The organism is Leeuwenhoekiella sp. W20_SRS_FM14, from assembly GCF_052119605.1.
In the GTDB taxonomy this organism is placed as follows: Bacteria; Bacteroidota; Bacteroidia; order Flavobacteriales; family Flavobacteriaceae; genus Leeuwenhoekiella.
Map to the genome: position 1 here is coordinate 212,347 of NZ_JBGQOK010000004.1, position 23,054 is coordinate 235,400.

A 23,054-nucleotide genomic window follows, 5' to 3' on the forward strand; every position below is an offset into this window, starting at 1 on the left:
TTAAATTTACCCTATGCAAAAAATCGCTACCGCAATTTTATCGGTTTTTATACTTGCCCAAAGTTTCAATGTAAGTTTTGGGGATTTTTTGCATATAGATGATTTAATCGCGCACTATGAGTATCACCAGGAGACTTTTGGCGATACTATAATCACGTTTATTGATAAACATTACGGCGAACTTAAATCAGAACACAACAGAGAACATCAGGAAGAACGCGAAGATCACGAGAAATTACCTTTTGAACATCAACACAGTTGTGTGCATTCTGTAGTCGCTTTTTTTAATCAAAATGATTTGGAAGTTATTCCTAAAATTATTCCTGCAGATCAGGTTTCTTCAAATTTTGAATATCACAATTCGTATTCTCACGCGGTAGATTCAAGCATTTTTCAGCCGCCCAAAAACGCTTAAAACAGTTGTTTTGGCTATTAACCAAAGCCTTTTTTTAATCTTATCCCTACCGGTTTAAGAATAGTATGTTTTAACGTTTTTATTTTAATGCTATGCTTAATGCAATTATAACTTTTAGCATCAGGAATAAATTAATTATCCTGTTGTTTACCACCGCGATTGTGGCTTTTGGGCTGTATTCGCTAACCCAACTTTCTGTAGGTGCCGTTCCTGATGTTACTAATAATCAGGTACAGGTAATCACCACATCACAAAACCTTTCTACGGTAGATATGGAGCAATTCATTACCTATCCTGTAGAATTACAAATGGCAAATTTACCCGGCGTAAAAGAAATACGCTCGGTTTCAAAATTTGGTCTTTCAGTAGTAACTGTGGTTTTTGAGGATGAAATGGGCACCTACTTACCCAGACAACTGCTCGCCGAAAAAATTAAATCTGCTTCAGAACAAGTTCCGGCTAGTTTTGGAACTCCGCAAATGGGACCCATTACCACGGGTCTGGGAGAAATTTACCAGTATATTCTAGATGTTAAACCCGGTTATGAAAGCAAGTACACCGCTACAGAACTACGCACTATACAAGACTGGGTTGTTAAACGCCAGCTTTCTGGTATTCCCGGGGTAGTAGAAATCAATTCGTGGGGTGGTTACTTAAAACAGTACGAGGTTGCTATAAACACTCAGAAATTAAATGCAATGCATATTTCTGCAGCTGAGGTTTTTACTGCTTTAGAAAAAAATAACAGTATCGCCGGGGGTGGATATATCGAGAAAGCCAATCAATCGTATTTTATACGTGGCGAAGGACTTGCAAGTTCTCTTGAAGATATTGAGAATATGGTAGTTGCTAACCAAAATGGGATACCTGTTTATGTTAAAGATGTAGCAACGGTAGGTTTTGGTTATGCGACACGCTTTGGCGCAATAACCGGTAATGGTGAAGGCGAGAAAGTACTGGGGCAGGTAATGATGCTTAAAGACGCCAACTCAAATCAGGTGATTCAGGCGGTCAAAGATCGGGTTGAAGAAATAAGCGGCTCTTTACCCGAAGGGGTTTACATCAATGCCTTTTTAGACCGAAGCGAACTTATTGCAAAAACCACATTTACTATTGGTGAAAATCTGGTTCTTGGTTTTCTCATCGTGATTTTTGTTGTCGTTCTGCTTTTAGGGAACTGGCGTAGTGGTCTGGTTGTAGCTTCGGTAATACCGCTTTGTTTATTGTTTGCCATATCACTTATGAATATTTTTGATGTTGATGCTAATTTACTGAGTCTTGGGGCTATAGATTTTGGAATTATTATAGACGGCGCAGTAATTATTGTAGAGTTTGTGGCTTATAAAATGGCACAAAAACAAAACACGATAAGAGAACTTACCACTACGGAAACCCGCCAACTTAAAGATGAGATTACCACAGACGCAGCGTCAACGATGATGAATTCTGCAGTATTTGGTCAGTTGATTATTTTAATCGTTTTTATCCCCATACTTTCCTTAAGTGGTGTAGAAGGCAAGATGTTTAAGCCTATGGCACTGGTTTTTAGCTTTGCAGTAGTTGGAGCAATGCTGTTATGTTTTACTTATGTGCCTGTAGCAGCCTCGTTATTTTTAAAGGCGGAAGCCCCTTCAGACCGAAACATTTCGGTACGATTGGTTAATTTTTTAAAACAGAAGTACGAGCGCGTTATTCACTGGGCATTAGATTCCCACAAATTGGTTGTAGGACTTTCAGTAGGTTTGCTGGCTGCATCGGTGTATCTATTTACCACAATGGGTGGGGAGTTTGTTCCGCAGTTAGACGAGGGAGATTTTGTGATTCAGCCGGTGCTGAAAACGGGAACTTCACTAAGTGGAGCAATAGCGCGTACCACGCAGATTGAACAAATACTCCTGGACAGTTTTCCCGAAGTTAAACAGGTGGTGAGTCGCATAGGCGCGGCCGAAGTACCTACAGACCCTATGTCTATGGAGGAAAGCGATGTGATTGTAACACTCAAACCAAAAGGAGACTGGGTTTCTGCAGAAACTAAAGATGAGCTGGCAGACCGCTTTAAAGATGCGTTAAGTGTTATTCCCGGAATGGAGATTGAATTTACACAGCCTATCGAGATGCGTTTTAATGAGTTGATTACCGGCGTTCGGGCAGATATCGCTATTAAAATCTTTGGTGAAGATCTTGATATCCTCAATAAAAAAGGTAATGAAATTCGGGATTTAATTCAGAATGTAGAAGGTGCCGCAGACATTTCGGTAGAGAAAGTTACCGGTTTACCCCAAATGAGCGTAAAGTATAACCGGGCAAAAATAGCGCGCTATGGCCTCAATATTTCAGACCTTAATGACGTAGTGAAAATGGGATTTTCGGGACAAACCGTTGGGAATATTTTTGAAGGGGAAAAACGATTTGATCTGGTCGTACGTCTCGAGCAAAACCAGCGTAAAGATATTGATAACCTTCAGAATTTATATGTAGATACGCCGTTAGGGGCAAAAGTGAGACTTAGCGAACTCGCAGAAATAAGCTACACAAAAGGTGCCGCAAAAATCTCACGTGATGAGACTAAACGTCGCATTGTTGTAGGTGTAAATGTGCGTAACCGCGATTTACAATCTGTGGTTGATGAGATTCAGGCGCGTGTAACTCAAAATATAAAACTACCTACCGGCTATTCTATAGATTATGGGGGCCAGTTTGAAAATCTACAAAGTGCTACCTCCCGTTTGCAAATAGCGGTTCCTGTGGCGTTGCTACTCATTTTTATCATGTTGTATTTCGCTTTTAATTCAGTTAAAGAAGCCTTGTTGATTTTTACAGCAATCCCACTTTCTGCAGTGGGTGGTATCGTTTTATTATGGCTGCGCGGTATGCCTTTTAGTATTTCGGCAGGTGTTGGGTTTATTGCGCTGTTTGGCATTGCTGTACTTAACGGTATTGTAATGCTCGAGCATTTTAAAGAACTTAAAAACCAGAGAATAACAGATATGCGGGAGCTTATTACTAAAGGTGCTACAGACCGTTTGAGAGCGGTATTGCTTACGGCAACAGCAGCTGCACTTGGTTTTTTACCTATGGCGGTATCTACAAATGCTGGGGCAGAGGTGCAACGCCCACTAGCAACGGTGGTTATAGGAGGCCTTATTTCAGCAACATTATTAACACTGGTGGTATTACCGGTTCTGGTTTCCTGGTTTGATAACGATTTAAAAAATGAAGGCGGAATGAAATTTAAAAACAAAGGAATTTCAATACTCCTAATTTTGATTTTGATGGGAGGTTTTGCACAGGCTCAGGAAATAAACAGTTTTGAGCAGGTACGTGATCTCGCATTTAAAAACAATGCGGGTATAAAAGCTGCCGGTTTGCGCAGTGAAGAAGCAAATGCAGCTATAGGAAATGCGTTTACATTTGATAAAACTGAAGTGTATTATCATTTTGATGAAAACAACCTGGCGTCAAACAACCGGCCTATAGATGTTTTTGGGGTGAGTCAGACTTTTTTGTTTCCTACGGTGTATTTTGCGCAAGCTAAGGTGAATAAGGCCAATTATAATCTGGTCGCGACTCGCGCCGAACTTACTAAAATAGAGCTAGAGCGTAGTCTTGCAAATTCCTATTACACGCTGCACTATGTAAATGAAAAGTTTCAGCTCTATAAAAATCTGGACAGTATTTACAAGAATTTTGCCTATGCTGCAAAACGCCGATTTGAACTGGGCGAAAGTAATTATCTCGAGAAAATTTCGGCGCAAGCCAAGCAAAAGGAAGTAGAAACGCTTCTCAAACAGGTACGAGAAGAGTTAAAAGCTGCCGAGATTAATTTGCAGCGGGTGGTACAGGTAGATACACTACAACTTAATACACCAAAATTAGAACAACTGACACCCGCTTTAGACGCGCAAAGTATGGCAACCGCAAACGCATACTATGATTCTAAAATTAGTCTGGCAGAAGCCCAGCGTAAATTCAGTACTCAACAGCTTTTACCAGATTTAACGGTAAATTATTTTCAGGGTTCTAATGATGGGTTGAATAAAAATCTGATAGGGTATCAGTTTGGTATTAAAATCCCTTTGTTTTTCTCAGGAGCGGCAAGCCAAATTAAAACGGCTAAAATTGCAGCAGAGGCCGCACAACAGGAAGCTGCGAATTATAAAATTCTATTGCAATCCCGAAAAACGGAGTTAAGGAGCCAGCTGAATAAATTTGCCGAAAGTCTTGCATATTACGAGCAGGAAGGAAATGCATTGGCAGACGAACTAGAAAAAACAGCGATCACCAGCTATAAAAACGGGGAGATAAACTTTTTTCAATACATACAAATCCTGCAACAGGCGTATGATATTAAACTCGCATATCTCGAGAGTCTTAATAGCTACAATCAGGTGGTTATTCAACTTAATTACAGTGTTCTATAAATCAACTAATCCGTCTTAAAGGCGCTTTTATAAAAATTCTAATGAAAAATTTAATTAAACGATACGCACAAATTTGCTCGCTTTTTATAGTGTTGAGCTGCGGAAGCAAAGATAAAAATGCTGAAGAAGAACCCAGTACAACTAAAGCAGATGTTACGGTAACTCAACAGCAGTTTAGCAGTGCCGGTCTTGAACTCGATAAGTTAAAGGAGGCTACTTTCCCGGAATGGGTAGAAGCCAGCGGAATGATTGATGTCCCACCCGAAAACAGAGCCGTAATTACGTCTTTTATGGGAGGCTATATTAAAGACAACCCGTTGTTGATAGGTGATGCCGTTAAAAAAGGACAGGTGTTGATCACGCTTGAGAATACCGAGTTTGTTGCGCTACAGCAAGAGTTTCAGGAACTGGCAGAGCAATTAGCGTATTTAAAGTCAGAATATGAGCGGCAACAAGCTTTAGTAGCCGAAAAAATTACTTCGCAAAAAAACTTTTTAAAAGCTGAAAGTGAGTACAAAAGAAGTGTGGCAACCTATAACGGACTTCAGAAAAAATTGCAGATGCTCAACATTAGCACCGCGCAGGCCTTGCAAGGAAACTATACCTCGCTGGCACGTATTTATGCGCCTATAACCGGTACCATTTCTGAAACTTTTGTGAGTAAAGGAAGCTATGTTTCTCCTGCAGATCCTATTATGGAAATTATAGACATAGACCACATACATCTCGAGCTTTCGGTATTTGAGAAAGATATGCTCAACGTGCAGAAAGGGCAGGCGATACAATTTAAAATCCCGGAATCTTCAAACACAATGTATAAAGGTGAAGTACATCTAATAGGAAATTCGCTTAGTGAGCAAGGTCGTACGGTAAAAGTACACGGGCATCTGGAGCACGAGAACGACACTCCAACATTAGCGGTAGGAATGTTTGTTGAGGCTAAGATTGAAACCGGTGAAGCCACCAGAATGGCGTTACCACAAGCCGCTGTTGTAAATCTTGGAGAAGCGTATTATGTGCTTAAATTAAAAAGTAAGGAAAATGATGCATATTTATTTAACCAGATAGCGGTAGAACCCGGAAAAACCGCAAATGGATTAACCGAAATTTTAAATGCAGATCAGCTCGATAAAAATGCGCAATATCTTACTAAAGGTGCGTTTGAGTTAATACAGGAGTAAAAAACAATTTATGAAAAACGTATTTGAAGGTATGCGAAATGAGTTTTCTGACATCTATAAAAATTATAGAATCGGACATTTTTCAATGACAGTGATGAAAGATATTTATTATAAAAATATGGATGTTAATAAAATAGATTCTTTTACTATACGTGATGAAAGCTTGAATGAAACAATAGGCTTTACAACTACAGATATAGAAGGATGTTCAGAAAATGGTAAGTATCAAAGAATTTTAGCTGGAACCACACTGGCTGTTATATATCAATTATGGGAGGAAAAATTTCGAACAGCTATTGCAAACGAATATCAACTTAAAAAGAACGATATAATAAGTGATTTTTTTGGCGACTTAAGATTAATTCGTCAAGCAGTTATTCATAATAATTTTCAGCCAATTGATGATTTAAATAAAATAAAATTACTTCATTTTCTCGGAAATAAAGAACAATTAAACTTAACTAGCTTAGAATTAAGTAAAACGAATTTTCTATTAAATAAAGAGATAGACAGGCTTGATATGTTACATAAGTAATCTAACTTCTATTGAAGTTTATTTATTTTAAACTGTATTTTTCAGCTTTTAAAACTTTTAGAACCATTTAAATGAAACACTTTTTATTGATTGCCTGCTTCCTTTTTGCAAGCTTCACGATACACGCACAGGACTATAAAAGCACTATAAAAAGTACGTTTTCAGAATATCTGGATGCGATTGTAAACTCAGACTTTGAGAAAGCGATGGATTATATGCTACCCGAATTCTTTGATATTATCCCTAGAGCGCAACTCGTGAGCATTATGGAGCAAACGTTTAATAACCCGCAAATGTCTTTTAAAATACGTAATCCTGAAGTGTTGCGTGTTGAGGATGCACAGGAGATAGAAGATAAATTTTATGCAATGCTCACCTATGCAAATGATATGGATATGCAACTTAAAGGTGAAGAAGATGAGACTGAAGAACAAAAAGCAATGCGTACGGCGCTTACACAAGCTGCATTTGCACAATCATTTGGTAAAGACAATGTGAAGTATAACGACTCTACAGATAGTTATACCATACACGCAGAAAAAGAGGTTGTCGCAATCTCAAATAATGGTACGACAGACTGGAAATTTATCGTTCTTGAAAACCGCCAAAATGCTATGTTAGAAAAATTAGTTCCGGCAGCTTTACTCGAGCAAAACTAGATTTTAACCCTTCCGGTATTTTTATTTCAACCCCCAAAAAGACTTTATAAATTCTTTTTTTGGCAGACTCCAGATGATTTGTAAGTCTTCTTTTAGGGTGCTAGTGCCGTCCAGAAATTTAAATATTTTAGCAATTGCATTCTTTTTAAACATCTGTGTAAAAAGAGCCGCTCCCTGATCATTATTGCGGTACAAAACATCTAGAAAAAGTTTGTCATACCAGCGGTATCTATCGTTTAGCGAAAGCTTTCTAAAGTCACTTTCTCTCTTTAAAAAGCGAATCAATTCAGCTGTTCTTTTCACCGTATAGCTAAAGGTATAACCGGTGCTACCACGCGTCCACCCGCCTGCTGTGCCTATATGCAGCAGGCTTTTTGTATTGTGTTGTTCAAATGGATAGGCCGTCATCGGGATGCTGCCTTGTTCTACCGCCGTGACTTCATATTGTGAGGCGCCCAGACCTTCCATATAATCTTCTATTGCCGCTTCATATTCTGCTTTGGGCAGAAGATGTTCAGAAAATAGGGTGTATTCTACAAGGGCTTGATTTTTCGCCGTAGGCAACACATACATAAAACGCGTATTGCCATTTTGCTTGATAGAAAAATCCATAAAAGTGGCAACTTCAGGATTAAAAACAGATTCCTGAGTTTTTACTTCCCAGCCTATAAAGTGCTGCTGTAAAACAGGAAATGCCTTTTGATTTTTTAGCCGTTTCGGCGGAAGAATACTGCTAAAAACCTTAGAAGCCGTATAGGTATTTTGATCTGTAGTGACCTCAACACCTTGTTTTGTTTCGGTTAAGTCTTGAAAATTTTCAGTTTTAAAAGTAACTTGTTTAGAGGCCCGAAGGATTTCAAAAACCGAATTGTAAAAATTTATGCCTTCAATTTTATTATAACTGTATTCTTTCAGCGGAATTTCAGCATCAAATGCACTGCCTTTAAACCGTATTTTATTCCATTGTTTAGAAATTACCGCATCCCAATTATGTGAATTTTCACTCCAAAAACACCAGGTGCGGTCATTCTTATTTTTTTCAGATTTATCAATAAGAAGGATGCTTTTATCTGAAAAGTAAGGATCACTAACTAATGATTTTGCAAGCATCAGTCCCGAAAGTCCGGCGCCCAGTATGATGTAATCAAAATGTAAAGAAGTCTTTTGCATAGCGGTTTAAAGCTAGAACTTATTGAGCTATCGCACAAAATGATTTTAAGCTTAGTCGTCTAAAAAACCAAGCAATAAGCCTGAGGTATAATATTCAAAAATGCGTTTTTCTACGGTGAAGTCTTTATTAAAAATTAAGGTTACCGGTAAGGAGAAGGGTTTATTAGGTCGTGTAGCTAGTAGGAGTGGCAGCTCGTGAACACCATTTCGTTTAGTGAGATGTTGTTTGTTTGTAAAGATTTGACCATCAAAATGTATGGTGTCTGTGGTTTCTACATTCATGCGTACGGCATAAAATTTTTCATTTATCTTTTTGATCACTTCAGGTTTATTAAATACAACACGGTCTATTTTTTTACAATATGCACACCAGTCGGCGTGAAAGAATAGGAATATTTTCTTGGGTTTTAGGGCTAAAGAATCTTCCAGTTGTTCCCAGCTAATCCAATTGATTTGCGTGGTTTTATGTTGAGCATTTAAGCTTCCGCAGTAAAGAAAAAGAAGAATTAGAATAGGTTTCATAAAATAATAATTTGTATTGCTGGCCCGTACTTAAAAATCTCCAAAACGTATTCCGAAGAAAACAGTGCGAGGTCTATTAGGACCATAAATATAATTTGAGTCTCTGAGTGCACCTTGGTCAAAGTCGTTTTGATAGCTGTTAAACATATTTTGAACCCCGCCACTTAATTCTATATGCAGGTTGTCTGTCAGGTCAAAATGATAGGTAATTTTGGATGTAACATCCATAAAAGATGGGGTGTCTTCCAGTTTTATAAAACCACTTTCGTTAATTACGTGAGGGGCAATCATGGTGCCGGTATAACTTCCGGTAAGGTCAACTTTTAAGGCTTCATTTACCGTCCAGTTGGTATTAAAAAAGCCATACACATTAGGCGATCGTACAAATTGATCTGTTGTTACATCAGACTCATTGGGGTTGCTTCCATCGGCTTCAAAGAGAATTTGATTTTCGTTGTAAATAGATTGTTGGTAGGTAATTCCTGCCTGAAACAACAAAGCTTTGCCTGGAGATACATTAAATTCAATATTAGTACCTGTTACGTAGGCGCCGTTACCGTTACGAGATTCTTCAAGAATAGAATCATTAGGTAATGAAGCCCCCGTGCTCACGAGAGTAAATGGGTTTTCTAGTGTGGTGTAAAAGCCTTCTACCAACAAACTGGTTTGTACCTTATTAAATTCTTTAGTAAAGTTAAGAGACGCAGTATAGGCATTTGAGAATTCGCTTTCCAGATCATCAGATAAGATGACAAAGCGTTGCTCGCCACCTACCGAACTGATGTGCAAATCTTCATTAAAAGCTTGCGGGGCTCGAAAGCCGCGTGCATAACCTCCTCTAAACTGAAGGTCATCTGTAAAGTTGTAGAGCAAGGTTAATCGCGGACTGAAAACTGTTTGAGAAACTGTTGAGGTGCGGGAAATATTTTGAATTTGATACAACCCATCAATAGTAATATGGTCTAGCCGCGCACCTATTAATGCGGTAAACTGCTCTGTAGGTTTCCACTCATACTGACTGTAAAGACCTAGACTATTTACTTTTTGATCAACCAAACGGTTATAGCCTAAAATAGCATCTTCGGTATCGTTAAGTTGGTACTCTAAACCCGAAGTAAGCACATCATTATTCTTAAATGTACGTGTAAATTTAGTACCGGCCACAAAAGCAATATCAGTAGTTTTTCCGAAAGAATTGTTTGCAGCAGAAGAATCTACACGCGTTCGGCCGCCGCCTAAACCGCCGTAATAACTATCCCGATTCGTGTGTTGTACCGAAGCGTAAGCCGTAAGATTACTGGTGCGAGCGTCATTAAATAATTCATAGTCTACACCTGCAAAAATTGTATTGTGGTCCAGTTCTTCGGTGATGTCTGTAAACTGAGGTGCTAAGTCAAGCCGATCTCCACCGCGCCTGTATTCTTTTATGGCTGTAAAATCTAAGCCCAGCTTACTATTGTCGTTGGGACGGTAAAATGTTTTCATTCCAAATGAATTATTAGTGAGTTTCGTTAGTTCACTAAAATCGTCATCATTAGCATCAAAAACATCACGATTGCGATACATTCCGTAAAGTGTAATTCCGGAGGTCAAATCTTCGCTTACAAGTGATGAATTGATATTGAGGCTGCGGTCTGGTATTTTTCCATTTATAAAACCCAAATTACTGTTTACTTCCCAGCTGCTATTAATGGGTTCTTTAGTGATGATATTTATCGTTCCTGCGATTGCACTAGACCCAAAAAGTGCAGAGCCACCACTACGCACCACTTCTACACGATCTATAATACTTACCGGAATTTGTTCAAGACCATACACGCCGTTAAGAGCACTAAAAACAGGACGGCTATTCAACAAAACCTGTGTGTATTGACCGCCCAGACCATTAAGGCGTACCTGCGTAAACCCGCAATTTTGACAATTGGTTTCTACCCGAACGCCCGGTTGATAATTAAGACCGTCTGCAAGCGAAATAGATTGTGTTGCTTTAAATAGTTTAGGGCTTAAGACATTTACAATTACTGCCGCTTTTTTCTTGCTTATTCTATTCCGCGTTGCGCTAACCACCACCTCTTCTAAACCCAGTAAATCTTCAGTAAGATCAATGTTTAAGGGTTTGTTTCTGTATTCTGAAGGGTTAATGGTTTTTTTTAAAGTTTTAAACCCTACGGCCTGAATTACTAAGGTGGTGTATTTATCAGGAACATCAAGCTGAAAAAACCCATTTTCATCTGCCGCAACTCCTATGGTAGTATCGCTTACCAGAATAGTTGCAAAGGGTAGTTCTGTGTTATTATGCGAAATCTTGCCGTGTATTGTGATGGTTTCTTGTGCAAAAGTCACGCAGTAAAAGCTTAAAAATAGAATCCTAAATAAATATGTAGTAGTCATTTATGTTCTTTCAAAAATAAAATTTAGGTAAACCTAAAAAATATATTTGAATATTTTGACGTATTATTGTGGTATAATTAAATATAAGTATGACTTTTTCTGAAGAAAATTATTTAAAATCGATTTACGCCTTGCAAAAGGATAGTCCTAAGGGTGTGAGTACGACGGTTTTATCTCAGTATTTAGAGACAAAACCGGCATCGACTACTGAAATGATTAAAAAACTGAATGATAAAGATTTAGTGAATTATCAGCCGTATCAAGGAGTGCTTTTAAATAAAAAAGGAGAAGAAATCGCCTTGCGCGTGGTTCGGAAACACCGCCTCTGGGAAACTTTTTTAGTACAGAAACTAGATTTTAGTTGGGATGAGATTCATGACGTGGCAGAGCAGCTTGAACACATAAAATCTGAAAAGTTGATACGCGAGTTAGATCGTTTTTTGGGGTATCCCAAACACGATCCGCATGGAGATCCCATTCCTGATGCAGATGGAAATATCATAAAAATGGAAAAGAAGCGTGTTTCTCAATTAGTTCCCGGAGATGTGGGAACCTGTATTGGGGTTAATGATACCTCGTCGTCTTTTTTGCAGTTTCTAGATCAGCAAAATATACGGTTAGGGAGCGTTTTAGAAATTTTAAATATTCAGGAGTTTGATAAAAGTATGCGGGTGCGTATTGAGGAGCGTGAATTGTCTTTATCACAAATCGCCACAGAACATATTTATGTGCGTATATAAAAGTATTAAAAAGCAAGTTTTAGATTTTAATTCTACTGTAAAATGAATGAAATAATAGATTATTTTGAAACCTTAGACCCGGTTATGGGTGCTTTTTTAGCGACACTTTTTACGTGGGGTGTGACCGCTTTAGGCGCCTCTCTAGTTTTCTTTTTTAAAGGGATGAATCGTAAGGTTTTTGATGCCATGTTAGGATTTGCAGGAGGCGTTATGGTTGCCGCTAGTTTCTGGAGTTTACTGGCACCGGGAATCGAAATGAGCCCCGGGGAAGGTTTTATAAAAGTGATACCCGCAGCAGTGGGATTTGCTCTGGGTGCTGCATTTTTGTTTGGTTTAGACAAAGTATTGCCGCATTTACACGTAAACTTTAAAGAGGAAGATAAAGAAGGTATTCGCAGTCCCTGGCATAAATCGGTATTGTTAACGCTCGCGATAACGCTTCACAACATCCCCGAAGGTCTTGCGGTAGGGGTGTTGTTTGGTGGTGTTGCGGCCGGTTTTGATGGCGCTACCATAGGTGGTGCCGTGGCGCTTGCCATAGGTATAGGCTTACAAAATTTCCCCGAAGGTTTTGCAGTTGCCGTACCCTTACGCAAACAAGGTTTCAGTAGATGGAAGAGTTTTCACTACGGTCAGCTTTCTGCGATCGTTGAGCCTATTGCAGCAGTAATAGGTGCCTATGCGGTAATGACTTTTAAACCTATTTTACCGTATGCTTTAGCTTTTGCCGCAGGAGCCATGATTTTTGTGGTAGTAGAAGAAGTAGTTCCCGAATCGCAACAAGGGAGTAATACAGATATTGCCACACTAGGCTTTATAGGAGGATTTATTCTAATGATGACACTTGATGTAGGTCTGGGATAATTGCAACGGTACAGCTTTTATTTGAGTCTTTATTAAATAACTCACAATTGTATTATGAAAAAGCTAGCACTTATATTATTCAGTTTGTTTAGTGTGGTATCTACAGCGCAAACAATTGTTATATCTAATGATTCAATAAGTGCTAAAAAGCAGGCTCCTGAACCTCATTTTGTAGTACTTGTACCCTTTGGTAAACTTACTTCTTTTGGGGATGTGGCAATCAAAGTTACTAAAGTTGTAGATTCCAGATGTCCTAGTGACGTAATCTGTGTTTGGGCAGGAAACGTAGGTGTTGAGTATTCAGTATATAGAGATGGAAAATTTGTGGAAGACTGCAAAGCGACCTTAGGGGCAAAAGAAGAGTTTGTTAGTTTGCTAGATACTGCCGGGACAAGTCTTGCTGCACTTTCTGTACATCCTTATCCTAAAATTTCCCAAGAGAGCATATCCCAGAAAGATTATATTATTAAAGTAGTTTGGAAGCAGAATTAGTGACAGCCACAGTTATCGCTTCCGCAGGATTTATCTTTAGATTTTCCGCCTAAAAAAGCGGGTTTCCAGATGTATTTAGTCACGAGATAACCTACAGCGACTAAAAAAATAATAAGTACTACTATATTCTGTATCATAACATTTTTAGTTTTCTAAAATAGAAAAGGAAGGAAATTGCCTTTTAGAATTTTAGGATTATTTTTCAAAAGTGTTTCGATTTCAATCATAAATTGTTCAATCTCGACCTTTACCTTTTCATCAAATTCTTTATTCCATTTTAATTGATTGTATTCCTTGGTTTCTTTATAGTTGGTCAAGATTTCTTCCATAATTGGAATAGTTCTTTCGTTGTTTTCAGCTATTATCTTATATAGTTCTTGAGAACGATCTAATTTTTTAAGTTCAAAATTCATTCCGTAAGCCCTGTAAAAAATTAAGGGTAGCGTCAAATTGGTTATTTCAAAAAGAAATACAATTTCAGTACGCTTGCTTTTAAAAATAATGTGTCTTTCAAAAGCTATATTTCTTTCTTCTATTTTAAAGCCGTAATCAGTAACTAAAAATCCAAGATATTTTTTTGAGAAAAATAGTATTGTATCAGAATAGTTCACAAATGTTTTTTAAATCTAAATAAGCAATTGATAAGCTACTAAAGCCACGACATACGCAAAACCACTCATAATTACCAGTTGCAATATGGGCCATTTCCAGGTATTTGTCTCTCGTTTTACAATCGCCAGGGTACTCATACATTGCATGGCAAAAGCGTAAAATAATAACAGTGAAACACCACTAGCCAGATTAAACAGCGGGCCACCTAAAATAGGATTTACTTCGCCTGCCATTCTGTTTTTTATAGTTTCTTCTTCGTCACTACCTACGCTGTAAATGGTTGCTAGCGTACCTACAAATACTTCACGGGCTGCAAATGAACTTACAATAGCGATGCCTATCTTCCAATCGTAACCTAAAGGACGCACAACAGGTTCTATAGCTTTCCCCATGTAGCCAATGTAGCTGTATTCCAGTTTTTCTGAAGCGATGTGTTTATCGAGTTCGCTTTCTGGGAAATCTCCGGCTTGCATGCGTTCAACAGCATTTGCTTCGGCATTATTAAAAGCATCTCCGGGACCATTAGAAGCTAAAACCCACAGCACAATAGAGATTGCAAGAATTATTTTACCGGCACCTACGATAAATGATTTTGTCTTTTCGATCACATTATAGGCAACGTTTTTAAACAACGGAAGCTTATAGTTAGGCATCTCAATAACAAAAAAGGTACGGCTTTTAATTTTTAAGATTCGGTCTAAAAGCCAGGCCGAAAGTATTGCGGTACCAAACCCAATGAGGTATAACCCCATAAGGACTAAACTCTGTAGATTGAAAATGTAAAGTACTTGTTGGTCTGGTATCACCAATGAAATAATAATAAGATATACCGGCAATCGAGCGCTACACGTAGTAAAAGGGGTTACGAGAATGGTAATAAGGCGTTCTTTCCAGTTTTCGATATTACGGGTTGCCATAATCGCAGGAATGGCACAGGCAGTACCTGAAACCAGTGGTACAATGCTTTTTCCGCTTAGGCCAAAACGACGCATAATACGATCCATTAAAAAGACCACACGACTCATATACCCACTTTCTTCGAGTATAGAAATAAAGAGAAATAAAAAGGCAATCTGCGGAATAAAAATTACAATACCTCCTAAACCGGGTATGATTCCTTCGGCAATAAGACTTGTAAACGCACCCGGTGGCATCGTATTACGTACCCATTCTCCCATTGCAGCGAAAGACTCATCAATAAGATCCATAGGGTAGGAAGACCAGTCATAAATCGCCTGAAAAATAAGCAGTAAAATCGCAAAGAAGATGATGTATCCCCAGAATTTGTGAGTAAGCACGCGATCTAGTCTGCTGCGCAAATCTTTAGCTGCCAGATGATCTATGCTCAGTGTTTCTTTTAAAACACCGTTTATAAACTGGTAGCGTACAATAGTTTCTTTTTGCTGTAAACGTTTAAGATTAGATTTACTTTCGGTTTGAAAACTGGTAATGCTTTGCATTTCATTACGGTCAAGTTTACCAAAATTTACATCCTGAGTAATAACCAACCATAATTTGTACAAATCCTGTTTCGGAAACGCTTTGCGTAAACGGTCAAAGTATTCTGGCGCAATTACCGAAGCATTTACACAAGGTTCAACAGAGAGTTCTTTATAATTTGTAATTAGTTCTTTAAGATTCTCAAAGCCCGTATTTTTACGCGAGCTCACCAGTGCAATTTTGGTCTGCAGACGCTCTTCAAGCTTTTCAATATCTAGTGTAATGGCTTTACGCTGCATACGATCTGCCATATTGATAACCAGAATCGTAGGTATTTTTAAATCTTTAATCTGTGTAAACAGCAGTAGATTTCGTTTTAGGTTTTCTACATCAGAAACCACAACGGCGACGTCTGGATAATCTTTATCGTTTTTATTTAAAAGTAATTCTATAACCACATTCTCATCAAGAGAGCTGGCATTGAGGCTGTAGGTACCGGGAAGATCAAGTATATGTGCTTTTACCCCTCGTGGAAGTTTACATATACCTTCTTTCTTTTCTACCGTAATTCCCGGGTAGTTACCTACCTGTTGTTTAAGACCGGTTAATTGATTAAAAACGGAAGTCTTACCGGTATTAGGGTTTCCTATAAGGGCTACGTTTAACTGTTTACTCATTGCGAGAGCTTTTCTACAAGGATATGACTGGCGGTTTCTTTACGTATTGCCAGGTGACTACCATTGATGTTGAGATACATGGGGTCTTTAAACGGTGCAATCTGAACCAATTCTACTTCATTACCGGGCAGGCATCCCATTTCTAAAAGCTTAAGAGGTACCATATCTAAGGTAAACTCTTTAATTATAGCTTTCTCGCCACGCTTCAGAAGATCTAATGAGATAATCAAAATTTATTTAGATTGAATTTAAACAAGGCAAAAGTAATGGAAAAGCAACAGACTCGAAAAGATTTGAGGTATAAAGTATGCTTAAAATAGCAGGTATTTAGTCGTAAACCCGACTTTCAATTTTTTGAAGTATAGCAATGTCTTTTAGCAATTGCTCAATAGCTTCAGGATCTGTACCGTCATAAAAGCCTCTAATTCGTTTTTCAGAATCAATGAGCATAAAATTTTCGGTATGTATCATATCATATTTATCGCCATTTCCCGCAGTTTTTACAGCCAAATAACTCTTTCGCGCCAGCTCATAAATTTCTTTTTTGGGTCCTGTAACCAGATTCCATTGTGCATCATTAACCCCTTTTTCTATAGCATAGCGTTTTAATTGAGCTACCGTATCGGTTGCGGGAATCACCGTGTGAGAGAGTAGTTTTACTTTGGGATCGTCTTTCAGCTTTTCTTGTATTTGCAGCATATGATCGGTCATTATGGGGCAAATCGTCTGGCAGGTGGTAAAGAAAAAATCGGCCACATAAATCCCGGGATAGTCTTTTTGAGTAATGGTATCTCCGTTTTGGTTTACCAGTTTAAAGTCGGCAATCTTGTGGTATTTTTTTACAAACTGAACCGTGCTGTCTACAAGTGTATTATCTACCATCGTAGGTTGGTAAATAGGCAGGCTGGGTTCTGGTTTAAGAAGGGTGTAAAATATGTAAAGAATTACTGCGGAAAGGATCACCATTACAATGGCAAACTTTTTGTACTTAGCAAAAAACTGAAGCATAAACTGCGTTTTAGATTGCAAAATTACAACCCGAATCGCGCTTAACAAAAGTATTCTAAGGCTAACTTTTTAAATGCCCGTTGCAGCACACTGTAAATACTTTTGTATGCGGATGTAAAAGGTTACTTTTGTGCACTTTTTAAGGCCTGTTGCCTTTCATTTAATATAGTGTTTTTAGTTTTTAAGGTTTCTTTCATTCCCTGCAATACGTGATGAGATTGACACCTTTTATTAGATAAAATTTATGGATCCATTTTTTGTAAAAGGTGCTCAGCTTTTTCTGAGTCTTTCAATATTAATCGTACTTCACGAGTTTGGTCATTTTATACCGGCCCGTCTATTTAAAATACGTGTAGAGAAATTTTTCCTGTTTTTTGATGTCAAATTTGCCCTGTTTAAAAAACAAATAGGGGAAACAGTTTATGGTATAGGCTGGTTGCCTCTGGGTGGTTATGTAAAAATCGCCGGGATGATAGATGAGAGTATGGATAAGGAGGCTATGGCTCAGGAACCTAAAGAATGGGAGTTTCGCTCTAAGCCGGCATGGCAGCGTCTTATCGTTATGATAGGTGGAGTTACCGTAAATATTGTGCTAGGGTTCTTTATCTACATAATGATTATTGCAACTTATGGTGATGAGTATTCTACTCCAGATGATTTAAAATATGGCTTTGGGTTTACTCCTACGATGGAGCAATATGGCTTTGAACAGGGAGACAAAATACTTGCTGTAAATGGTGAAGAATTAGAAGATCAGTTAGCGTTTCCGCAAATGTTAATGATGCGTGATGTTTCTAAAGTTACGGTACTTCACGAAAACGGAAGTCAGGAAGAATTAAGCCTTCCTGATGATATTGGGATGCAGTTGTTTAAATCTGGTGAGATGTTTGGGGTTAACTTTCCGCGTACACCGGTTTATTTAGATTCGGTTTTTGGAGGTGCGGAAAAAGCCGGAGTGTTGGGGACCGATGAATTATTGAAAATAAATGATTACCCCATAAAATATAAAAGTGATGCGAGTTATGCCCTGCAGGCTAAAAAAGATAGTATCGCTACCATTACTGTTTCTCGGGATGGCGTAGAACGCAAATTTGAAATCCCTATGGGTGATCAAAAAATGGTAGGAGTAGGTTTTGGCTTTGCAGATAAAGACTATGTAATGCCAGAACGTCGTAAGCGGGAATATGGTATTGGAGAAAGTATTAGCAGAGGTGTAGGTTATGGGTATGATAAATTGAGGGATTATGTAACTCAGTTTAAATATGTGTTTACTTCTAAAGGAGCCTCTCAGGTAGGTGGTTTTGGAGCGATTGCAGGCCTTTTTCCTGACACATGGAACTGGTTGTCGTTTTGGGAAACTACCGCATTTATATCGATCATACTGGCGTTTATGAATATTTTGCCTATACCAGCATTAGATGGTGGGCACGTCATGTTTTTATTATATGAAATTATTACCGGAAGAAAACCTAGCGACAAATTTTTAGAATATGCGCAGATGATAGGCTTCTTCTTGCTAATTGCCTTAGTATTATATGCTAACGGAAACGATGTGTATCGCTGGATCACGGGTGGATAAGCTTAGAAAAACAATTTTTAAAATGCTTTAAAAAAGTTTTTTAAAAATTGTTTTGTGGGTTTAAATAGTTGTGTATATTTGCATCCGCTTAAAGCAAATAAGCGAAACGTTCCTTAAGACCTAACAAACTTCAACATTGCGATGTTGATAGATGATCTTAAAATTTAAAGATAAATTCCTCCTTAGCTCAGTTGGTTAGAGCATTTGACTGTTAATCAAAGGGTCCTTGGTTCGAGCCCAAGAGGGGGAGCAAAATTAAGCCTTAACTACTTGTAGTTGAGGCTTTTTTGTTTTTACTAACCCTGTATCTACGCGGGTTTAGAGCTTATTTGCTATCTTAATGTATTCATTTCTTAAAAAATGTATTTTACGTATATGTACGCCTAATAAGGTTATACATTTAAAAAATAGGTGTACAATTCGGTGTACGTATTTTTATCAGGTTATACATTTTTCTACTAGCATAATAGTATAATATATTATGTCTTATTAATACATTTATTATGAGTATTAATAAGTTATCTGTTTTATTCTATCCAAATAAAGCAAGAGTAAATAAAAAGGGTTTTTGTGTATTGAGATGCAGACTAACTCTCCAAGGAGAAAGGAAGGAGTTCTCTACTGGACTTTTCATTAAACCTAAATTTTGGAATTCATCCAAACAATATTATTCTTCTGATACTTCCATAAATAATGAATTGGCATTAATAGTTAATAATCTTAATGATTGTTATTTAAAATTGAGAGTTCAAGATGCACCTATAACAATAGAAAATATTTTAAATAGTTATTTAGGTGTAGATGTTAAGGCAGAACAAAATGAAACTGGTGTTTCTGAATATTATCAAGGCTATTTAAAGAAGTTTAAGAAGCTAATTGGGCTGGAGATAAAGAAAGTTACTTGGGATAAGTTTTATTACATAGGGCAGCATATAACTGCCTTTATTATCTGGAAATATAAAGTTAAGGATATACCTCTTTCTAGATTAGATCTCAATTTTCTAACAGAATTGGATTTTTACCTGAAAACTGAAAAGGATCTTAAGCAAGTAACTATTAATAAAATAATTCAAAGGTTTAGGAAAGTAGTACGTATTGCACTTTCTGAGAAGCTGATAACAGCAGACCCATTCCTACTATACAAATCAAAGAGTATTAAAAATACTATTGTTTATTTGAATGAACTAGAATTAGAAAAGCTTGAAAGTTATGAATTTTCTCAAAAGAGACTCAAAAACACAAAAGACTGCTTTGTATTTTGTTGCTATAGTGGTCTAGCATATGCTGAAATGATTGGTCTAAAGCCAAAACATTTAGAAAAAGGATTTGACAATAACCTGTGGATTAAAATGGAAAGAGAAAAAACAGGTAAACCTTTATCAATTCCTCTACTTCCTAAAGCTTTAGAAATTCTCCAGGCATTTAAAATTGATTCTGAATTTATATTTCCAAGATTGAGCAACCAGAAATTTAATTCCTATCTGAAGGAAATTGCAGATATAGTAGGTATAGATAAAAGGTTGACTCATCATACAGCAAGAAAGACCTTTGCAACTACAGTGTTATTATATAATGATGTACCAATGGAAATAGTTAGTGAGCTTTTAGGGCATTCTAGTATCACTATTACTCAAACGCACTATGGAAAGATTGTGCAGAAAAAAGTGAGTGATCATATGTCTGTTTTAAAAGATAAATTGTCATAAATACTTTTAAATTGAATTTGAAAATATTATTTGAATGATAAATTATTGATTTTTGTTTTTTAATTATTCAAATAATTTCATCCAAATAAAATGAGTTTAGTCAATTATTACTTTCGAGATTTCCCAGCTGAATTTAAAGAGATCAACCCTGATGATTTTCCGAATCAAATAATAGAAAATAATGGTGAAAAGATAATAATTGAGCCAGATGTGAATGGGTATATTACAACGGGATTAGAATCTAATATTAATATAAATCAAAAAAACACAGTTATTGTAAATGCGGCTGTAGGACAAGGTAAGACTACTGCCATAATAAATGTTCTAAAAAGACTATACGAGGATGAACAAGACTTTTTAATTTTTGTAGCATCTCCTTTTGTTAGTTTAGTAGAACAATATTTTAATGAGATTACTGATAGAGGAATAGCTGAAACTGATATTTTTAGATATGAAAATATAGGTTCGGGTTTACCTTTCTTGGATAAAAAAGTGCATATAATAACTGTTAATGGTCTATTAGGAAATCCTGGTTCAGATTCTTTAATTAATTCTGCTAGTAAAAGAAAATACTTAAACAAGCTTTCTAGAGAATGCCAAAGAGTGGGGAGAAAGGTTGTTATTATTATGGATGAAATACACGATGCAATTCATAATTTTAAGGAAGAGTATATTTTTAATTTATGGAAGTGGCAGCCTGTATTACATAAAAATATTATTTTAAGTGCAACATATAATGAGGCCTCAAAAGTTGTAATAGAATATTTAGCTGAACTCACGGATGATAGAATTCAAATAATTGAATCTAAAAGAACTCGAATCCCTAATAACCTTAGTGATCTACATCTTCATTACAATCCTGCACTTTACTATAAATATAATAATCTCGAAATAACTGATGTTGTTAGAGAGCTTATAGATAGATCAAAGGATGTTGATATTTTGTGCTTTTCTAAAAAGCTTGCAGATGATATTATTGATAATAGAGATGATGGTATTGGAGAAGTTCTCTATACTAAATATAATGTTATAAATAGATGTACATCAAATACGTATTTGAGAAATAGTGATGATGATCTTTTAACTAACAGATTTGACAATACTAAATGTAATGTTGGTACAAATTTTAAAACTGGTGTCAGCATAAAGAAGAGAGATCACGCTTTTTTAATAATCCTACCTCCGAAAGGATCTAAAAATGGTTTTCAAACTGCTAATGGAATATTTTCAAATGGTATAAATTCTATTATTCAAGCTTTAGCTCGACAAAGAAAGCGTGGAGGAGAAATTCATATAATTCTTCCTCCCCCTGAGAAATTCAACTATTCTACTTTACCATTTGATGGAGATAAAAAAGAGAAGTTCATTGAGTTTTATGATGAAGTAAAAGATTTCATTGAAGTAAGAAAACCTGTTAATTATATTCCATATTCTCGTCACAGTTTCCTAGTCAATGATTTTTATGAGAATAAGTTAAGAGAAAATGTTAGAAACCAAATAACACTTGTTAATCAACAGGACAGATCTAATAGACCAAGATTAGAATTTCCGGCATTTAAATCATTTATGCTTGAAAATGGAGAAAATTATTTAGCTAATAATATTAAATTTTTAGGTAAAGATTTATCTTCTTTTGTAACATATTGTGCTGCTACAAACCAATTTGTAAACTGCAATTTAACAGCTTATACAGCAAAGGCATCTTTAATATTCCCTGAAGGGTCAATTCAAAATACCTTGGAATATTTGTTTGAAGAAAACTACATCAACGAAGGAAATTTTATAGTGTATTCTGAAACTACTGACTTTTATAGATACTTAGAATTTAAAAATCATTTATTTAATTATTACAAGCTTTATCACCTTACGCAGACAGGGTCACAGGTCTTGATAATTGAAAATAAAGACAGAGCTTTTGAAGTAGAACTATTAGGTTTTATGCACAGGCAATTGCACCCAGGATTTAATGAAAGATTTCTTGTTGATGGTGATTTACGAGATAATATTTATTCTAGAAGTGATTATTTTATGTCTTGTATAGTTGTTGCAATGAATTTTGATCTTGAACAACCCAATTTGACAAGTGAAGTGATTTCAAGAGTGAACTGTTTTAGGAACTTGAAATATTTTAGGGATAGGTTGATTGCTTCATTTAGAGAAGCAAATAATACAAATAGAGGAAATTTTCATTATATACTGAAAAAGCCAAGTAGTACTTTTATTCAGTCAATTGATCTTCCAAGATTTAATCAAATGATTGACCATTTAGTTAATAGTGATTATTTTATTTCTAGAGATATTTTTGAGTTCAAGCAAAGATTTAAACCTGCTTATTCTCAGGCCCAAAAAATCAACTCATTTTACACAAAACTGATAGAAGATTTTCTAGTAGTAGAGGATAGTAGACTTAGCACAGGTTCAAGACGCCATATTGGGATAGTTGTTGAGACCAAACCTCTCTTCGAAATCAATTTAGCAATTGACTTTCTAAGTTCAGCTGATACTAACTTTTCAGATGAATTTTGGGAAAACAATTCGTATGAGGTAATTGATGGTAAATTAGTTAAAATCAATATGTCCTAAATTGAATTGGACCTCTATATATTAGAAATCAAAAATGGACGGATTAGATCCGTTAAATA

The 23,054-nt window shown here is 36.6% G+C and carries 19 protein-coding genes and 1 tRNA gene; 12 read left to right on the forward strand and 8 right to left on the reverse strand.

Features of this window, described 5'->3' with window-relative positions; translation table 11 throughout:
* Positions 1 to 13 precede the first annotated feature (13 nt).
* From ACEN25_RS09195 to ACEN25_RS09215, 5 genes are all read left to right on the forward strand, one after another.
* Positions 14 to 415: a hypothetical protein gene (locus ACEN25_RS09195; protein WP_441802649.1), complete on the forward strand. Its 402-nt coding sequence runs from the start codon at positions 14 to 16 to the stop codon at positions 413 to 415.
* A gap of 92 nt (positions 416 to 507) precedes the next feature.
* Entirely contained in the window at positions 508 to 4,836 is a 4,329-nt protein-coding gene (locus ACEN25_RS09200) for a CusA/CzcA family heavy metal efflux RND transporter (RefSeq protein WP_441802650.1), read from the forward strand.
* A gap of 41 nt (positions 4,837 to 4,877) precedes the next feature.
* Positions 4,878 to 6,017, forward strand: a complete 1,140-nt coding sequence (locus ACEN25_RS09205) for an efflux RND transporter periplasmic adaptor subunit (protein ID WP_441802651.1) — start codon at positions 4,878 to 4,880, stop codon at positions 6,015 to 6,017.
* A 10-nt stretch (positions 6,018 to 6,027) separates the two neighbouring features.
* Positions 6,028 to 6,552 (forward strand): hypothetical protein, encoded by a 525-nt coding sequence (locus ACEN25_RS09210; protein ID WP_441802652.1) that lies wholly within the window; start codon positions 6,028 to 6,030, stop codon positions 6,550 to 6,552.
* 71 nt (positions 6,553 to 6,623) lie between these two features.
* A complete protein-coding gene (locus ACEN25_RS09215) occupies positions 6,624 to 7,211 on the forward strand; it encodes a hypothetical protein (RefSeq protein ID WP_441802653.1) in 588 nt (195 codons plus the stop codon).
* A 21-nt stretch (positions 7,212 to 7,232) separates the two neighbouring features.
* Here ACEN25_RS09215 and ACEN25_RS09220 read toward each other — a convergent pair whose 3' ends face one another.
* From ACEN25_RS09220 to ACEN25_RS09230, 3 genes are read right to left on the reverse strand one after another with little or no spacing between them, the layout of a single operon-like run.
* Positions 7,233 to 8,381: a lycopene cyclase family protein gene (locus ACEN25_RS09220; protein WP_441802654.1), complete on the reverse strand. Its 1,149-nt coding sequence runs from the start codon at positions 8,379 to 8,381 to the stop codon at positions 7,233 to 7,235.
* A 51-nt stretch (positions 8,382 to 8,432) separates the two neighbouring features.
* Positions 8,433 to 8,903 carry a thioredoxin family protein gene (locus tag ACEN25_RS09225; RefSeq protein WP_441802655.1) on the reverse strand — a complete coding sequence of 157 codons (471 nt, stop codon included), beginning with the start codon at positions 8,901 to 8,903 and terminating at the stop codon, positions 8,433 to 8,435.
* Positions 8,904 to 8,933: 30 nt separating this feature from the next.
* On the reverse strand, positions 8,934 to 11,294 hold the full coding sequence (locus tag ACEN25_RS09230; protein WP_441802656.1) for a TonB-dependent receptor: 2,361 nt from the start codon (positions 11,292 to 11,294) through the stop codon (positions 8,934 to 8,936).
* 89 nt (positions 11,295 to 11,383) lie between these two features.
* Between ACEN25_RS09230 and ACEN25_RS09235 the strand changes: the two genes are divergently transcribed.
* From ACEN25_RS09235 to ACEN25_RS09245, 3 genes are read left to right on the forward strand one after another with little or no spacing between them, the layout of a single operon-like run.
* The gene (locus ACEN25_RS09235) at positions 11,384 to 12,034 is read left to right on the forward strand and encodes a metal-dependent transcriptional regulator (RefSeq protein WP_441802657.1); all 651 of its coding nucleotides are present in this window, start codon (positions 11,384 to 11,386) and stop codon (positions 12,032 to 12,034) included.
* A 42-nt stretch (positions 12,035 to 12,076) separates the two neighbouring features.
* A complete protein-coding gene (locus ACEN25_RS09240) occupies positions 12,077 to 12,898 on the forward strand; it encodes a ZIP family metal transporter (protein WP_028377223.1) in 822 nt (273 codons plus the stop codon).
* A 54-nt stretch (positions 12,899 to 12,952) separates the two neighbouring features.
* Positions 12,953 to 13,390: a hypothetical protein gene (locus ACEN25_RS09245; protein ID WP_441802658.1), complete on the forward strand. Its 438-nt coding sequence runs from the start codon at positions 12,953 to 12,955 to the stop codon at positions 13,388 to 13,390.
* Here the strand turns inward: ACEN25_RS09245 and ACEN25_RS09250 are convergent.
* From ACEN25_RS09250 to ACEN25_RS09270, 5 genes are all read right to left on the reverse strand, one after another.
* Positions 13,387 to 13,527: a FeoB-associated Cys-rich membrane protein gene (locus ACEN25_RS09250; RefSeq protein ID WP_441802659.1), complete on the reverse strand. Its 141-nt coding sequence runs from the start codon at positions 13,525 to 13,527 to the stop codon at positions 13,387 to 13,389. The genes ACEN25_RS09245 and ACEN25_RS09250 overlap by 4 nt on opposite strands.
* 15 nt (positions 13,528 to 13,542) lie before the next feature.
* Positions 13,543 to 14,001 carry a hypothetical protein gene (locus ACEN25_RS09255; RefSeq protein WP_441802660.1) on the reverse strand — a complete coding sequence of 153 codons (459 nt, stop codon included), beginning with the start codon at positions 13,999 to 14,001 and terminating at the stop codon, positions 13,543 to 13,545.
* Between the two features lie 15 nt (positions 14,002 to 14,016).
* Complete coding sequence (feoB, locus tag ACEN25_RS09260; protein ID WP_441802661.1) at positions 14,017 to 16,119, reverse strand: ferrous iron transport protein B; 2,103 nt, start codon at positions 16,117 to 16,119, stop codon at positions 14,017 to 14,019.
* Positions 16,116 to 16,283, reverse strand: coding sequence for a FeoA family protein (locus ACEN25_RS09265; RefSeq protein WP_410503393.1), 168 nt, complete (start codon positions 16,281 to 16,283; stop codon positions 16,116 to 16,118). Before ACEN25_RS09265 ends, feoB begins: the two co-directional genes overlap by 4 nt.
* 163 nt (positions 16,284 to 16,446) lie before the next feature.
* A complete protein-coding gene (locus tag ACEN25_RS09270) occupies positions 16,447 to 17,127 on the reverse strand; it encodes an SCO family protein (RefSeq protein WP_441802662.1) in 681 nt (226 codons plus the stop codon).
* Positions 17,128 to 17,371: 244 nt separating this feature from the next.
* On the opposite strand from ACEN25_RS09270, the gene rseP reads away from it, so the two are divergent.
* The 4 genes from rseP to ACEN25_RS09290 all read left to right on the forward strand — a co-directional run bounded on the left by rseP (position 17,372) and on the right by ACEN25_RS09290 (position 22,995).
* Complete coding sequence (rseP, locus tag ACEN25_RS09275) at positions 17,372 to 18,706, forward strand: RIP metalloprotease RseP (RefSeq protein WP_441802663.1); 1,335 nt, start codon at positions 17,372 to 17,374, stop codon at positions 18,704 to 18,706.
* A 176-nt stretch (positions 18,707 to 18,882) separates the two neighbouring features.
* Positions 18,883 to 18,956 (forward strand) — tRNA-Asn (locus ACEN25_RS09280).
* 253 nt (positions 18,957 to 19,209) lie between these two features.
* Positions 19,210 to 20,412 (forward strand): site-specific integrase, encoded by a 1,203-nt coding sequence (locus ACEN25_RS09285; RefSeq protein WP_441802664.1) that lies wholly within the window; start codon positions 19,210 to 19,212, stop codon positions 20,410 to 20,412.
* Positions 20,413 to 20,502: 90 nt separating this feature from the next.
* Positions 20,503 to 22,995, forward strand: coding sequence for a DEAD/DEAH box helicase (locus tag ACEN25_RS09290; RefSeq protein ID WP_441802665.1), 2,493 nt, complete (start codon positions 20,503 to 20,505; stop codon positions 22,993 to 22,995).
* Positions 22,996 to 23,054: the final 59 nt, after the last annotated feature.

Bases quoted from the DNA above. Each gene is read 5' to 3' on its own strand.
- ACEN25_RS09195 (WP_441802649.1), top strand. From the start codon at position 14: ATGCAAAAAATCGCTACCGCAATTTTATCGGTTTTTATACTTGCCCAA.
- ACEN25_RS09200 (WP_441802650.1), top strand. From the start codon at position 508: ATGCTTAATGCAATTATAACTTTTAGCATCAGGAATAAATTAATTATC.
- ACEN25_RS09205 (WP_441802651.1), top strand. From the start codon at position 4,878: ATGAAAAATTTAATTAAACGATACGCACAAATTTGCTCGCTTTTTATA.
- ACEN25_RS09210 (WP_441802652.1), top strand. From the start codon at position 6,028: ATGAAAAACGTATTTGAAGGTATGCGAAATGAGTTTTCTGACATCTAT.
- ACEN25_RS09215 (WP_441802653.1), top strand. From the start codon at position 6,624: ATGAAACACTTTTTATTGATTGCCTGCTTCCTTTTTGCAAGCTTCACG.
- ACEN25_RS09220 (WP_441802654.1), bottom strand. From the start codon at position 8,381: ATGCAAAAGACTTCTTTACATTTTGATTACATCATACTGGGCGCCGGA.
- ACEN25_RS09225 (WP_441802655.1), bottom strand. From the start codon at position 8,903: ATGAAACCTATTCTAATTCTTCTTTTTCTTTACTGCGGAAGCTTAAAT.
- ACEN25_RS09230 (WP_441802656.1), bottom strand. From the start codon at position 11,294: ATGACTACTACATATTTATTTAGGATTCTATTTTTAAGCTTTTACTGC.
- ACEN25_RS09235 (WP_441802657.1), top strand. From the start codon at position 11,384: ATGACTTTTTCTGAAGAAAATTATTTAAAATCGATTTACGCCTTGCAA.
- ACEN25_RS09240 (WP_028377223.1), top strand. From the start codon at position 12,077: ATGAATGAAATAATAGATTATTTTGAAACCTTAGACCCGGTTATGGGT.
- ACEN25_RS09245 (WP_441802658.1), top strand. From the start codon at position 12,953: ATGAAAAAGCTAGCACTTATATTATTCAGTTTGTTTAGTGTGGTATCT.
- ACEN25_RS09250 (WP_441802659.1), bottom strand. From the start codon at position 13,527: ATGATACAGAATATAGTAGTACTTATTATTTTTTTAGTCGCTGTAGGT.
- feoB (WP_441802661.1), bottom strand. From the start codon at position 16,119: ATGAGTAAACAGTTAAACGTAGCCCTTATAGGAAACCCTAATACCGGT.
- ACEN25_RS09265 (WP_410503393.1), bottom strand. From the start codon at position 16,283: ATGGTACCTCTTAAGCTTTTAGAAATGGGATGCCTGCCCGGTAATGAA.
- ACEN25_RS09270 (WP_441802662.1), bottom strand. From the start codon at position 17,127: ATGCTTCAGTTTTTTGCTAAGTACAAAAAGTTTGCCATTGTAATGGTG.
- rseP (WP_441802663.1), top strand. From the start codon at position 17,372: ATGGATCCATTTTTTGTAAAAGGTGCTCAGCTTTTTCTGAGTCTTTCA.
- ACEN25_RS09285 (WP_441802664.1), top strand. From the start codon at position 19,210: ATGAGTATTAATAAGTTATCTGTTTTATTCTATCCAAATAAAGCAAGA.
- ACEN25_RS09290 (WP_441802665.1), top strand. From the start codon at position 20,503: ATGAGTTTAGTCAATTATTACTTTCGAGATTTCCCAGCTGAATTTAAA.